14 protein-coding genes and 1 tRNA gene are annotated in these 12,076 nt (G+C 70.6%); 4 read left to right on the forward strand and 11 right to left on the reverse strand.

Going from position 1 to position 12,076, the window contains the following annotated elements; genetic code table 11:
* Window positions 1–72: 72 nt before the first annotated feature.
* Both IF99_RS0110785 and IF99_RS0110790 read right to left on the reverse strand, forming a co-directional pair.
* Complete coding sequence (locus IF99_RS0110785; RefSeq protein ID WP_030996175.1) at window positions 73–2,622, reverse strand: MFS transporter; 2,550 nt, start codon at window positions 2,620–2,622, stop codon at window positions 73–75.
* Window positions 2,623–2,635: 13 nt separating this feature from the next.
* Window positions 2,636–3,121, reverse strand: coding sequence for a MarR family winged helix-turn-helix transcriptional regulator (locus tag IF99_RS0110790; protein ID WP_030996176.1), 486 nt, complete (start codon window positions 3,119–3,121; stop codon window positions 2,636–2,638).
* 536 nt (window positions 3,122–3,657) lie between these two features.
* Here IF99_RS0110790 and IF99_RS0110795 point away from each other — a divergent pair.
* Window positions 3,658–3,864 (forward strand): hypothetical protein, encoded by a 207-nt coding sequence (locus IF99_RS0110795; RefSeq protein WP_030996177.1) that lies wholly within the window; start codon window positions 3,658–3,660, stop codon window positions 3,862–3,864.
* Window positions 3,865–3,942: 78 nt separating this feature from the next.
* Here IF99_RS0110795 and IF99_RS0110800 read toward each other — a convergent pair whose 3' ends face one another.
* The 4 genes from IF99_RS0110800 to IF99_RS32220 all read right to left on the reverse strand — a co-directional run bounded on the left by IF99_RS0110800 (window position 3,943) and on the right by IF99_RS32220 (window position 7,190).
* Complete coding sequence (locus tag IF99_RS0110800) at window positions 3,943–5,028, reverse strand: RNA polymerase sigma factor SigF (protein ID WP_030996178.1); 1,086 nt, start codon at window positions 5,026–5,028, stop codon at window positions 3,943–3,945.
* A 263-nt stretch (window positions 5,029–5,291) separates the two neighbouring features.
* Window positions 5,292–6,116, reverse strand: coding sequence for an RNA polymerase sigma factor SigF (locus IF99_RS0110805; protein ID WP_030996180.1), 825 nt, complete (start codon window positions 6,114–6,116; stop codon window positions 5,292–5,294).
* Between the two features lie 299 nt (window positions 6,117–6,415).
* Window positions 6,416–6,589, reverse strand: coding sequence for a hypothetical protein (locus tag IF99_RS33390; RefSeq protein WP_030996181.1), 174 nt, complete (start codon window positions 6,587–6,589; stop codon window positions 6,416–6,418).
* Window positions 6,590–6,818: 229 nt separating this feature from the next.
* Complete coding sequence (locus IF99_RS32220; protein ID WP_234340650.1) at window positions 6,819–7,190, reverse strand: hypothetical protein; 372 nt, start codon at window positions 7,188–7,190, stop codon at window positions 6,819–6,821.
* A 121-nt stretch (window positions 7,191–7,311) separates the two neighbouring features.
* On the opposite strand from IF99_RS32220, the gene IF99_RS0110815 reads away from it, so the two are divergent.
* The 3 genes from IF99_RS0110815 to IF99_RS34860 all read left to right on the forward strand — a co-directional run bounded on the left by IF99_RS0110815 (window position 7,312) and on the right by IF99_RS34860 (window position 8,664).
* Window positions 7,312–7,743: a DUF3592 domain-containing protein gene (locus IF99_RS0110815; RefSeq protein WP_030996182.1), complete on the forward strand. Its 432-nt coding sequence runs from the start codon at window positions 7,312–7,314 to the stop codon at window positions 7,741–7,743.
* 38 nt (window positions 7,744–7,781) lie between these two features.
* A complete protein-coding gene (locus tag IF99_RS0110820) occupies window positions 7,782–8,165 on the forward strand; it encodes a DUF3592 domain-containing protein (protein ID WP_030996183.1) in 384 nt (127 codons plus the stop codon).
* Window positions 8,166–8,445: 280 nt separating this feature from the next.
* Window positions 8,446–8,664: a hypothetical protein gene (locus tag IF99_RS34860; protein ID WP_234340651.1), complete on the forward strand. Its 219-nt coding sequence runs from the start codon at window positions 8,446–8,448 to the stop codon at window positions 8,662–8,664.
* Window positions 8,665–8,758: 94 nt separating this feature from the next.
* On the opposite strand, the gene IF99_RS0110830 is transcribed toward IF99_RS34860, so the two are convergent.
* The 5 genes from IF99_RS0110830 to IF99_RS0110850 all read right to left on the reverse strand — a co-directional run bounded on the left by IF99_RS0110830 (window position 8,759) and on the right by IF99_RS0110850 (window position 11,725).
* Window positions 8,759–8,983, reverse strand: a complete 225-nt coding sequence (locus tag IF99_RS0110830) for a hypothetical protein (protein WP_199806479.1) — start codon at window positions 8,981–8,983, stop codon at window positions 8,759–8,761.
* Window positions 8,984–9,099: 116 nt separating this feature from the next.
* A complete protein-coding gene (locus IF99_RS0110835) occupies window positions 9,100–10,089 on the reverse strand; it encodes an aldo/keto reductase (protein WP_030996186.1) in 990 nt (329 codons plus the stop codon).
* 356 nt (window positions 10,090–10,445) lie between these two features.
* Window positions 10,446–10,533: transfer RNA gene (locus IF99_RS0110840), tRNA-Ser, on the reverse strand.
* A gap of 65 nt (window positions 10,534–10,598) precedes the next feature.
* Window positions 10,599–11,090 carry a tRNA adenosine(34) deaminase TadA gene (gene tadA, locus IF99_RS0110845; RefSeq protein ID WP_051703439.1) on the reverse strand — a complete coding sequence of 164 codons (492 nt, stop codon included), beginning with the start codon at window positions 11,088–11,090 and terminating at the stop codon, window positions 10,599–10,601.
* 68 nt (window positions 11,091–11,158) lie between these two features.
* Window positions 11,159–11,725: a hypothetical protein gene (locus IF99_RS0110850; RefSeq protein WP_030996188.1), complete on the reverse strand. Its 567-nt coding sequence runs from the start codon at window positions 11,723–11,725 to the stop codon at window positions 11,159–11,161.
* Between the last annotated feature and the right edge of the window lie 351 nt (window positions 11,726–12,076).

Raw genomic sequence — 12,076 nt, forward strand, 5'->3', positions numbered from 1 at the left:
ACACCGGGGCCCTTCCCGCGAAGGGCCCGCGCACGCCTCCGCTCCGGGCGCGCGCGGGCCCACCGGGGTTCTCTACTCGCCCGGGTGAGCGAGCTCGATGTCGTGGCCCTGGGCCCCGGCACCGCTGACTGTCAGGCCGGTGGCCACCGGCGGGTATCCGGTCGCGATGACCGTGTACTCGCCGCTGTCCAGGTCGGCGAAGCCGTAGGCCCCGTCGTCCCCGGTCGTGGTGGTTCCGACCACGTTGCCCGCCGCGTCGACGAGCGTGACCCGCGCGTCGCGCAGCGGCCCGCCCGCGGCGCGGACGACGCCCTGCACCTGGGCGCCCGACTGGAGCGCGACCTCGATCCGGGTGATCCCGGTGCCCGCGATCTCGACGGGGAGGGCCGCCGGGCGGTGGCCGCTCGCGTTGACCGCGACCGTCACCTGTCCGGGGACCAGCTCGCCGAAGGCGAACTCGCCCTGCGCGCCCGACTTGCCCGTGGCGAGGACGTCCCCGCGCACGTCGGTCACGATGACCATCGCGTCCGGGATCGGCTCGCCCGCCTCGGCGGTGCGGACGATGCCCGCGAGCCCGCTCGTACCGCTCAGGACGATGTCGTACGTCACCGGCTCCTCGCCGACCACGATCGTCGTGGCCTGCGGCTGGAAGCCGTCGGCCGAGGCGATCAGTACGTACGAGCCCGCGCCGGGGGCCTCGGTCGCGTACCCGCCGTCGAAGCGGGCCGCGGCGCGGCCGAGCTGCCTGCCGCCGAGCGAGATGAGCGTGACGCTCGCCTGCGCCACCGGGGCGTTCTCGGCGCCGCGCACGTAGCCGCTGACCGGGATCCCCCCGGTCGGGGCCGCGTCCTGGGGCTCCGCGGCCGTCGCCTGGGCGACGGGGGCGGTGGCGAGGGCGGTCGCCGTGCCGCCGCCCTGCGCGGCGAGCGGCTGCGTCTCGCTGAGCGCGGCGGCGGGCTGCGGGGCCGGGGCCTGGGCGGTGGCCGCCGCGGGCGCCTCCGAGGTGACCTGGCCGGTCGTGGCCGGTTCCTGGCTCATCGAGGTGCGCAGCGGCACCTCCTTGATGAACCACGTGATGAGGAAGGCGACCAGCGCGCACGGGGCGGCGAAGAGGAACACGTCCGCGACGCCCGAGCCGTAGGCGCTCTCGACCACGGTCTTGAAGGGCTCCGGGAGCGCCTTGACGTTGGGGATGCCCCCGCCGTTGCCCAGCGCGCCCCCGGCGGCCTTGGCCGCCTTCGGGCCGAGGTCGGCGATGCCGTCCTTGATGTTGTCGCTGACCCGGTTGCCGAGCACCGCGCCGAGCGCCGAGACACCGACCGCACCACCGAGGGAGCGGAAGAAGGTGACGACGGAGCTGGCGGAGCCGAGGTCCTGCGGCTTGACCTGGTTCTGCGTGCAGAGCACGAGGTTCTGCATCATCATGCCGATGCCGAGACCCATCAGCGCCATGTAGATCGCGATGTGCCAGTAGGCGGTGTCGTACTCGATGGTGCCGAGCAGGCCGAGGCCCGCCGTGACGAGCGCGCCACCGGCGACCAGCCACGCCTTCCAGCGCCCGGTCTTGGTGATGATCTGCCCGGAGACCGTCGAGGAGACGAAGAGGCCCGCGATCATCGGGATGGTGAGGACACCCGACATCGTCGGCGACTTGCCGCGCGCCAGCTGGAAGTACTGGCTGAAGAAGACGGTGCCCGCGAACATCGCGATGCCGACGAAGAGCGAGGCGAGCGAGGCGAGCGTGATCGTCCGGTTGCGGAAGAGCCGCAGCGGGATGATGGGCTCCGACGCCTTCGACTCGACGAAGACGAAGATCAGCGCGAGCACGACCGCGCCCGCGACCATCGTCCAGGTCTGCCAGGAGATCCAGTCGTACTTGTCACCGGCGAAGGTGACCCAGAGCAGGAGCAGCGAGACCGCCGCCGAGATGAAGAAGGCGCCGGTCCAGTCGACCTTGACCTTCCGCTTCACGACGGGCAGGTGCAGCGTCTTCTGGAGGACGACGAGCGCGATGACCGCGAAGGGAACGCCGACGTAGAAGCACCAGCGCCAGCCGAGCCACGAGGTGTCGGTGATGACGCCGCCGAGCAGCGGGCCGCCGACGGTCGCGACGGCGAAGGTCGCGCCGATGTAGCCCGAGTACTTCCCGCGCTCGCGCGGCGGGATCATGGCCGCCATGACGATCTGGGCCAGGGCGGAGAGACCGCCCACACCTATGCCCTGGAAGACGCGGCAGACGATCAGCATTCCGGCGCTCTGCGAGAGCCCGGCGGCGGCGGAGGCCAGCACGTAGATGACCAGGGCGATCTGGACCAGCAGCTTCTTGCTGAACAGGTCGGAGAGCTTGCCCCACAGCGGCGTCGTCGCGGTCATCGCGAGGAGCGAGGCCGTGACCACCCAGGTGTAGGCGCTCTGGCCGCCACCCAGGTCGCCGATGATCTCCGGCAGGGCGTTGGAGACGATCGTGGACGACAGGATCGCCACGAACATGCCGAGCAGCAGCCCGGAGAGCGCCTCCATGATCTGCCGGTGGCTCATCTGCACCTGGCCGTTGTCGCCAGGCGCCGAGGAACCGTGCTTGGCATGGCTGCCCCGCACACCGGATGGTGTGGTTGTTGCCATGAACTTCCTTCTTCTACGAGGGTGTACCAGTGGTCTGTGCGAGGGAGTCCGGGAGCTTGGACCAGGCGGTCCGGCAGTCCCCGAAGCTGTCGCGCAGGCGCGCGAGCAGTGAGTTGAGCTGGTCGACGTCTTCGTCGGACCAGTCCTCCAGGTAGTAGGAGAGCGCCGCGACGTGGCGCTCGGCGAGCTGAGCCAGCAGGTCGGTGCCGTCGGGTGTGAGCCGCAGGATGCGGGACCGCTTGTCGTGCGGGTCCGCCACGCGTTCCACCCACCCCCGGTCGGCCACGTGCGCCACGTGCCGGCTGGTCACGGACATGTCCACCGCGAGCAGCTCTGCCAGCCTGCTCATCCGCATCTCTCCGTACCTGCTCAGCAGGTGGAGGACGGCGGCGGAACCACCGGGGCAGTCGGGGGGGAGGATACGGCCGAGGCTGCGTTTGACGACGCCGAAGGCACTGAGCTGACGGGCCAGCTCCTCGTATCGAGGCTGCTTGGCCATCTCGATCTCCCGTTTTTGTTGCTTAAGGCAAACATAAAACTGATGGTTGCCCCAGGCAAACGAAATCGGACCAAGCGAGTCAAAGGTTTCGCAAAGGGTCAGCAAAGGGGTGGGTGTGGGGGCGCGGAGTGGCCTGTGAGGGGGGTGTTGCGTCGCGGGACGCTGCTCCGGAACTCGGCTTCGGGAGTCGCTCCGGCGCCGGGGGCGGGGCGTCGCGGGGTGCCGCTCCGGTACCCGGCTTCGGGCGTCGCTCCGGGGTCGGGGGCGGGGCGGACGTGAGGGGGCGGCTCTGCGGGCTCCAGTTTCGGGCGTCGATCCGGCCCGGTGGCGGTGTGGCCCGTGAGAGGGGTGCGGGCTCGTCGGGCTCGCGGGGGCCCCGGCGTCGGAGTGCTGCCCGGCCCCGCTCCTCGCTCGCCGGAGCGTCTGATTCCGCCCGCCCCGCGCCCTTCACTGACCGGTGCTCAAAACCCGGGCGAATCGGGCTTGTTCGGGGGGCTGGCTTGGGGCTCGGCCCAGGATTCGCTAGGGTCCCGCCCATGGCACACAACCAGGGCCCCGAGCAGACCCCCGACCCGGCCGGCAACACGCAGATGTTCCGCGCCTTCGTGGACGAGGAGGCGCCGCGCCGCCAGGGCGGCGCTCAGCAGCCCGCCGCGTCCTCCGGCCCCCGCGTCGGAGTGATCATCGGCGTCGTCGTGGCGATCATCGTCATCGCCGCCGTGGTGTGGCTGGCCGTCGGCTGACCAGCGGTTCCACCTGTTCGTACGCGTCCGGGGCGGGCCTCCTCAGGGAGGTCCGCCCCGGATTTCGCGTCCCCGCGGTCAGTCCGCGATCAGCCCTTCCCGCAGCTGCGCCAGTGTCCGCGTGAGCAGCCGTGACACGTGCATCTGCGAGATCCCGACCTCTTCGCCGATCTGCGACTGGGTCATGTTCGCGAAGAAGCGGAGCATGATGATCCGCCGCTCACGGGGCGGGAGCTTCGCGAGCAGGGGCTTGAGCGACTCGCGGTACTCGACGCCTTCCAGCGCCGTGTCCTCGTAGCCGAGCCGGTCAGCGAGCGAGCCCTCGCCGCCGTCGTCCTCGGGAGCCGGGGAGTCGAGCGAGGAGGCGGTGTAGGCGTTGCCGACCGCGAGACCGTCGACGACGTCGTCCTCGGAGACGCCGAGCGCCTTCGCCAGCTCGGGCACCGTCGGGGAGCGGTCGAGCTTCTGTGCCAGCTCGTCGCTCGTCTTGGTGAGCGCGAGGCGCAGCTCCTGGAGCCGCCTCGGCACCCGTACCGACCACGAGGTGTCGCGGAAGAACCGCTTGATCTCGCCGACCACGGTCGGCATCGCGAAGGTCGGGAACTCGACCCCGCGCTCGCAGTCGAAGCGGTCGATCGCCTTGATCAGGCCGATCGTGCCGACCTGGACGATGTCCTCCATGGGTTCGTTGCGGCTGCGGAAGCGTGCCGCCGCGTACCGCACGAGCGGGAGGTTCAGCTCGATGAGGGTGTCACGGACGTAGACGCGCTCGGGGCTGTCCTGGGCGAGGGTCGCCAGGCGCAGGAAGAGGGCGCGCGAGAGGGTGCGGGTGTCGAGGCTCGCGGAGGAGGCGGCGCCCGTCTCCGGCGCCGCTCCCGTCGGGGCGTCGGCGGGCGGGGCGTCGACCGGCGGGACGCCGGCCGGTGGCGCGTCGATCAACGGAACGTCAGCCGCGAGGAGCGGCAGCACGTCTGACGGCACATCGGTGGCCTCCTCGGCGAGGCGCTCCGTGAGGGCTTCGGTGCGGGGCTGCGGGAGCGCCGTACCGAGTGTGCTGCGGCCCGCGAAGGGCCTGGCGGGAGGCGTGGCGGCCACCCGGTCGAGCCCGTCGGGGGTGCCCTTGCTGAGCGTGAGCACCTTCGAGCTGCCCTGTTCTGCGGACATGGCGGACATGGAGGACATGCCACCCCCTTGAGGTCGCGGACGGTCGCGGCGGGCGCTCCCGTCTGAGGAACGCAGCCTTCCCCCTGAATACCGGAGGGCGGGCTGCGGCAAACGCCGTTCCAGCAGAATGTCACATGTCGGCAACACGCTGTAGCGGTATGTCGACAAAGGGCGGCCGGGCAGACCAAGGAAAAGGGGCTTCTGGGGCCATTTCAGGCGGGTCACGGCCTGAGGGGAGGAAAAAGCGAAAGTACCCGTTCCGGTTACGCGTCGATCCTGTTTGCGGATCTGAGACGCGCGAAGCTGCGCGCGAGCAAACGTGACACGTGCATTTGCGAGACGCCGAGCTCGGCGCTGATCTGGCTCTGCGTCAGGTTGTTGTAGTAGCGCAGCAGGAGGATGCGCTGCTCGCGCTCGGGGAGCTGGACGAGCAGGTGGCGTACGAGGTCGCGGTGTTCGACGCCGTCGAGCGCGGGGTCCTCGTACCCGAGCCGGTCGAGCAGCCCGGGGAGCCCGTCGCCCTCCTGCGCGGCCTCCAGCGAGGTCGCGTGGTACGAGCGGCCCGCCTCGATGCAGGCGAGCACCTCGTCCTCGTTGATGCGCAGCCGCTCCGCGATCTCGGCGGTGGTGGGGGAGCGTCCGTGCGCGGTCGTGAGATCCTCGGCGGCGCTGTTGACCTGGACCCACAACTCGTGGAGCCTGCGAGGTACGTGGACGGTGCGGACGTTGTCGCGGAAGTACCGCTTGATCTCGCCGACCACGGTGGGCATCGCGAAGGTCGGGAACTGCACGCCCCGGTCGGGGTCGAAGCGGTCGATCGCGTTGATCAGGCCGATCGTGCCGACCTGGACGACGTCCTCCATGGGCTCGTTGCGGCTGCGGAAGCGCGCCGCCGCGTAGCGCACGAGGGGCAGGTTCGCCTCGATGAGCGCGGCCCGCACCCGCCCGTGCTCCGGGCTGCCGGGGGTGAGGTCCTTGAGCCGGGCGAAGAGCACCTGGGTCAGGGCGCGGGTATCGGCCCCCCGGCTCCGGGGCGTCGTCGACGGCGGTGTCGCGGGCGTCGTACTGGCCGGCACGGTCATCGCCATCCCTTTTCCGCCTCGGTCTGTCCCTGACCCGACCTGTTCACTCTTCCGTCAAAAGCGGTCATAGCATCACAAGACATGCGCATCGTGCGCAAGCACCGGTGAAGGTCGTGTTGGGGGCGCGGAAGGGCGGCGCGAGGGGGCGCGCGCGGTGGTACGGGGGCGAGGGCGGGTCTGCGGGGCGCGGCTCCACGGGGGCGCCGGGCTTACCCTGGCGCGGCGCCGTGCGTGGCGCCACGGAGCGCCGGGCGCGGCCTTACGGGGTGTGCGGGCCCGGCGCGGGCGTTACCGGGCGGCGGGGCTCACTTGCCGCCGTTGGCCACCCACGTCATGAAGTCGCCGACGGCGCTGGCGCCGTCCGAGACGCCCTCGAAGCCCATCTGGACATAGTCGGCGGCCTTGGCGGGATCAGTGATGATCACGTACAGCACGAAGACGATCACCGCGAAGAGCGCGAGCTTCTTGGCCTGCGGCACCCCGGTCCCCTCCCCTGTGCGTGACGTACTGTCATCCCGCCCGTGACGACCAATCGTACGGTCGTACGGTACGCGCGGGGAGTCTAGCCTGTCCCCTCACTCGGAGGCCGCTCCGCAGGCACCCCGGCCCGCCCGGGTCGCCATTCCGCCAGCCGGGGGCGAGGGGGCGGCGGGGCGCCGTGGGTCTCCTGGAGACGGCGGTTCGTGTTCCGCAGTCCCCGCCGCACGGTCAGCGCGGTGCCGTCGGTGTTCTCCGGGCGGTTGCGTGTGCTGTCGAGGCCGCGCTGCAACGTCTCGAACCGCGTGAACTTCGTATCGACTTCCTCGCAGAGGGGGCGACCAGCACCTCCGGGGAGTCGCCCTTCCTGAAGAACAGCCAGCGCCCCTCCCCGCGGGCCCTGCCCGACTTCTTCTCCGCGGCCGTTTCGACGTTCTTGCCGGTATCGGTCAGAGGCGGGAATCCGATCGTGATGAGCGTGCGTGCCTTGGTGACGGCGACGACCGCGAAGAAGTCCCAGAGTTCCAGCCCTCCGTGTGGAACTCGAACCCATGGTTCCCGATCTTCCTCGCCTCCTAGGCGGTTGAGGAACTCATGTGTCACCCCTTCTCTTTCGGTGTGGCCTGTCCGCTCCCGCCGTGATCTGATGTTCTGTTGAGGCGCGCGGCGAGAGCCCCGGAGCGACCCCGACAGGTATGGACGGGGCGGGCACGGAGGTAATCGGGTGCTGTACGAGGAATTGGCGCTGGATCTGTCGGGGGGCAGGATCTGGTTCTTCGCGGGGGGATTCGTGTGGATCGGTATCGGGATCCTGCTCTCCTTCGGGGAGATGCGGCGCGGGCGGCGCAGGCGGGAGACCACCGGGAAGTGCGTCTCGTCCTCGCACCGGCCTTCGGACAGGTCGTACTCGTACCTGTTCAGGGATCCGACCGATTCGACGATCGAGGCGCACATCAGGGTGAGGTCGGGCGGTGGCCGGCGGCACTTCAAGAAAGGGCAGAGCGTCACGCTCTCCTACGACCCCAAGGATCACAGGGACACGAAGCTCGCCGAGGAGCGTTCGCGCCTCGATCCGTGGAAGGGCGTGCTGTACGTCTCGCCTTTCGGGCTCATTCCCCTCGCGTTGGCGTGGATCGGGCTCTCGATACTCCAGTAGGCGGCGGAGGTCACCCGAGCAGACAGAGGTGCTGTGTCATGACCGTTCTTCTCTATTCGCCCGCTGTCCTGGCCGCGTTGATCGGGTTGTTCATGCTGCTGCCGAGGCTTTTTCTGAAGCGGCATGGGAAGCCCGTGGTGGGGGAGCGGGGGAGCGCGAGCTTCGGGACCGGCTCGCTCGATGTCGTCGTGCACTACGCGGATCAGCACGGCACGGAGCGGCGGATCACGGTGGACTTCTCGGATATCGACGGTGAGGAGCGCGGTGACCCTGTCGCGCTCGTCTACGACCCTGGCAGGCCGGGGCGTGCCATGACCTTGATGGAGTTCACCGCTCCGTGGTGGCGCACGGTCGGCGGGTTTGTCGTGCTGCTCGGAATGCTCCTGGCTGTCGGCGCGACCGTCCTGCTGATCTTCGCGTGAGCCGGAGCGAACCGGCTCCCGGGCCCCGGGGGCCGCTCATATCGTTGGCGAAGCCGCTGGCCGGTCTCCTCCGGAACTGGCGGACGAGTGCCGGAAATGAAGGGCTGCGATGCTCGCTGTCTGTGTATTTCTCTTTGTCTTCTCGGTTCTCGTTTTGGTTTATATAGGCATCCCCTTCGTCCAGCAAAAGCCCTTGCGGGCACGGGGGAAGCACACTCTCGCGTGGGAGGTGCGGCGCGTTCGGTCCTGGGGGAAGTTCCGTGTCGAGTGGGCTTTCGACATGTGGGGAGGGGCCGGGACGGTCACGGTGTGGTCGACCAGCAAGTCATCAGAGCCCTCGGAGAACAGGCCGCTGGTCTACGACCCCGAGGACCCGCAACGGTGGTGCTTCAGCGCGCAGATGCCCCGCAATCCCGCACGCGTCCGGAACTGGCTCCGGGGCTTCTGGGTGGTGGCCGTGGTGTCGCTCGTTCTGTCGATCGTGCTGCTGGTGAGCTGAGCTGAGCGCCCGGCGCGGCCCGGCCTCGCCGTCTGTCAGCGGAAGAAACCGCTCAACTCGTTCGGCATCGGCAGCGGTTCGGAGTCGTCGGTAGTCAGGGAGGAGGGCAGTTCCTCTGTCGCGTGCGCTGCCCCCTCTCCGGCCTCGGGACCGGTTCCGGCATGTCCGGTTGATCGGACTCGCCGTCGCTGTTGACGAGGGAGAACATCCAGTTCGCGGCGGCCAGGTGGTCGACCACCGCCGCGAGAAGGTAGTCGGTGACCGACCACTCGGCCGCCTCGCCCTCCGTGGCCCGGACCGTCGCGCTGTCGCGCGGCAAGTGGCGGATCAGGAGGGCGAGGGGCCCGGCGGGCTGGAGGCCGGTGGTTCGGCGGTGTACCGCCCCCGGGCCCCGGCCGGGGTGCGTCCCCCCCCCCGGGCCCGGCGTACTCCACCTCAGCGGTTGACCGCGCGCATTCCCGCCTCGTCGTAGCGGTCGCCCGCCGCCTTCGGCAATTCCGCGTCGATGCGGGCCAGTTCGTCCGACGTGAGCGTGACGTCCAGCGCTCCGACGTTCTGTTCGAGGTACGAGCGCCGCTTCGTGCCCGGGATCGGGACGAGGTCCTCGCCCTGGGCCAGGACCCAGGCGATGGCGAGCTGGGCCGGGGTGACGCCCTTCTCGGCGGCGATCTCCTTCACCTTCGCGGCGAGGCGCTGGTTCGCCGTGAGGTTGTCGCCGGTGAAGCGGGGACCGCGCCGGCGGAAGTCGTTCTCGTCCAGCTCCTCGGGCGAGGAGAACCTGCCCGCGAGGAAACCGCGCCCGAGCGGCGAGTACGGGACGAAGCCGATGCCCAGCTCACGGCACGTGGGCAGCACCTCGGCCTCGGGGTCGCGCGTCCAGAGCGAGTACTCGGTCTGCACGGCCGCGATGGGGTGCACCGCGTTCGCGCGCCGGATCGTCTGCGCGCTCGCCTCGCTCAGCCCGATGTGGCGCACCTTCCCCTCGGCGACCAGCTCCGCGAGCGCCCCGACCGTCTCCTCGATCGGTACGTCGGGGTCGACCCGGTGCTGGTAGTAGAGGTCCACGTAGTCGGTCCCGAGCCGCTTCAGCGAGCCCTCGATCGACGTGCGCACGTGCTCCGCCGAACCGTCCTGCCGCCCGACCGTGCTCGGGTCGCCCGGGACGGCGTCGTCCATCCGCAGGTTGAACTTCGTCGCGATCACGTACTCGTCTCGGTGGCCCTTGACCGCGCGGCCGACCAGCGACTCGTTCGTCAGCGGGCCGTACATCTGCGCCGTGTCGAGGAAGTTCACGCCCAGTTCGAGGGCGCGGTGGATCGTCTCGATCCCCTCCTTCTCGTCGGCGGTGCCGTAGAAGGCGGACATCCCCATGCAGCCGAGACCGAGCGGCGAGACCTCCAGGTCCCTGAGTGTGCGCTGCTTCATGTGCGTACGAGCCTTTCGTCGAGTCCTTTGTCCGGTTACGAGCAGCCGGTACCAAGAAATGACGCTAGGAGATGGAGTGCGCTCGAAGTCAAGAGGCGCCCTGCCGCCATTCGGCTGGGCCGGAGGCCCCCGCCCGAGAGCCCGCCTTCGACGCGGCGGCGGACGCCGTCCCGCACGCCCTATCGGCACGCCTCACGGGCACGCCGTCCCGCACGCCCTATCGGCACGCCTCACGGGCACGCCGTGCCCGCCGCACGAAGGGCCGAAGGGCCACGTGCGGCCCCACCGAGACGAGAACGGAGACGGAGCAGCACGAAGGGCCCGGTCCGCAATGGACCGGGCCCTTCGTCTACCTGCGGTAGCGGTGGGATTTGAACCCACGGTGACGGGTTACGCCACACTCGCTTTCGAGGCGAGCTCCTTCGGCCGCTCGGACACGCTACCGAGACAGACTCTAGCCCATGAGGGGCCGTGCTTTGAAATCGGTCGGGTGCCGGCCGGGGAGCGGTTCAGCGGGTGGCCGCGAAGAAGGCGTCCAGGAGGGCGGTGGACTCCGGGGCGAGGACGCCCTCGATCACCTCGGCGCGGTGGTTGAGGCGGCGGTCGCGGAGCAGATCCCACTGCGAGCCCGCCGCGCCCGCCTTCGGGTCGCGCGCCCCGTACACGACCCGCTCGACGCGCGACTGCGCGAGCGCCCCCGCGCACATCGGGCAGGGCTCCAGTGTCACGACGAGCGTGCACCCCGTCAGCCGCCACTCGCCGCGTACGGTGGCGGCGCGGCGCAGCGCGAGCACCTCGGCGTGCGCGGTGGGGTCGTGCGTCGCCTCGCGTTCGTTGCGGGCCCGCGCCACCTCCGTACCGGACGCGTCGAGCACGACGGCCCCCACCGGGATCTCCCCGGCGCCGGCCGCCTCGGCGGCCTCGCTGAGCGCCGCGCGCATCGCGGGCCGCCAGGGGTCTCGTACGGGATCGGGCTGCACGGCACGTGCCTCGGGCTGCATGGCACGTACCGTAGCGCCGCCGCACGAGGGGGCCCGTACGGCGGCGCGGTGGCGGTGCGGAACGGGGGTCAGCGCACGGCGTCCGCCAGTTCACCGAGGCCGAGGGCCTCCCCGATGGCGGCGAGCGGGTCGGCCTCGTCGACCGTGAGCAGGTCGGCGGGGGCCATGCCCAGGTCGGCGAGGATCTCCGCGTCACCCACGGGGCCCGGCGGTACGGAGTCGCCGGACGCGGAGACGTAGTCCTCGCGGTCCGCGTCCTCCTCTTGGTCGGGGTCGCCTTCCTCGGTGCCGTCGAGGTCCAGGGCGTCCAGGTCGGTCGAGGGATCGACGTCGGTCGGTTCGCGGCCGAGCAGTTCATCGGTGAGGAGGATCTCCCCGTACGAACTGCGGGCGGCCGCCTGCGCGGCGGAGACGTAGACGCGGGGATCGTCCTCCCCGTCGACCCGGACGAGGCCGAACCAGGCCCCCTCCTCCTGCTCCACGTAGACGAGCACGGTGTCGTCCTCGGCACCGGTCCTCTCCGCGTACTCCCTGGCCAGATCGGTCAGGTCGGACAGGGTCTCCACATCGTCCAGCTCCGTGTCGCTCGCTTCCCACCCGTCTTCGGTGCGCGCGAGCAGTGCGGTGAAGTACACCGTGACTCTCCCACTGGTTCTGAGGGTGCCGGTCGCCCGGCTGAGGCCGGGGGCGGAGGGCGGTGCGAAGTCCCCGTCCCCTTCATCGGAATCGTGGCAGAAGCGCGGTCGCCGGGTGAAGTGTTCCCGCCTCTGTGTCCGCACCCCGCCTCGACTCCGCCACCGAGTCTGCGCCGCCCGCCCACCCGAGGAACAGGGGCCGCGCCGAAACGGGGTCGGCATTGGGGTGGTCCGGGGGAGTGGAGGGAGGAGCGGGGGCCGGTGGAGGTGTGGGGATGGGTGGCTGGGACATGAGTGGCGGGCTGGGGGCTGGGGGGTGAGGGCGTTGCGGGGGCGGGGGCGCGTGCGGCG

This window comes from Streptomyces sp. NRRL F-5630 (assembly GCF_000719475.1).
GTDB lineage: Bacteria > Actinomycetota > Actinomycetes > Streptomycetales > Streptomycetaceae > Streptomyces.